The sequence below is a fragment of the Vibrio sp. 1249-1 genome, assembly GCF_033340495.1.
In genome coordinates, this window is sequence record NZ_JAWOWJ010000653.1 from 1 (window position 1) to 654 (window position 654).

The 654-nt window shown below is 48.3% G+C and carries 1 protein-coding gene; it reads right to left on the bottom strand.

Going from position 1 to position 654, the window contains the following annotated elements:
* Positions 1-291: alanine racemase (locus tag R7Z50_RS28170; protein WP_318149842.1), on the bottom strand; the 291-nt coding region annotated here is incomplete at its 3' end.
* Positions 292-654 lie beyond the last annotated feature (363 nt).

Below are 654 nucleotides of genomic sequence, written 5' to 3' on the forward strand. Positions count from 1 at the left end.
GATACCCACACATGCAACGTTGTTCGCGATGATGCTAGGCATCAGGCCTGCGATACCGTTACCGTACGCGTCAGCCTTCATGATGGCACAGATCTGAGTGTTGCCCTTTAGATCCTTCTGAAGCAACTGAATATTATTTGAAAATGCCTGAGTATCAATTTCCAGCCAAGCGTTGCTCGCCTGAACGCGCTCTTCGCGCTCGCTGTCATCAAAATCAACTAGCAGAGGAGCGGCATGTGCGGCTGTTTGGCCCATCAGAGCCAGTGCAGTTAGGCTAAGTTTCAGTTTCAAAGGATATCTCCTGTTATGAGTTTTTTCTTCTTGTTGGTTGAAGTTAAAGTGTAAATAGATGCACAACGTCGCGTAGCGCAGTAGCCTTGCGTTTCCGCTCTTCAACCCCTTGTTGTGCGTCCTTAGCAGATAATCGGTTTTCTTCGGCACTGTTGCTCAGTGCGGCAAGATTGAATGATAAGTGTTCGCAGGAAAAGGTCTCTCTTTGACCGATTCAGTCCTCTCTTCCATGCTTTGGTAACGGTTGAGGTTTCGCTGCGTAAACCGTTAAGTGAGGCGTTGGCCTGGTCGACAGAATGCTTGGTTACGTCCCGAATCATCGGTTTCAGCTAGGTAATGGTTGCTGCAATACTTTCTGGTGGA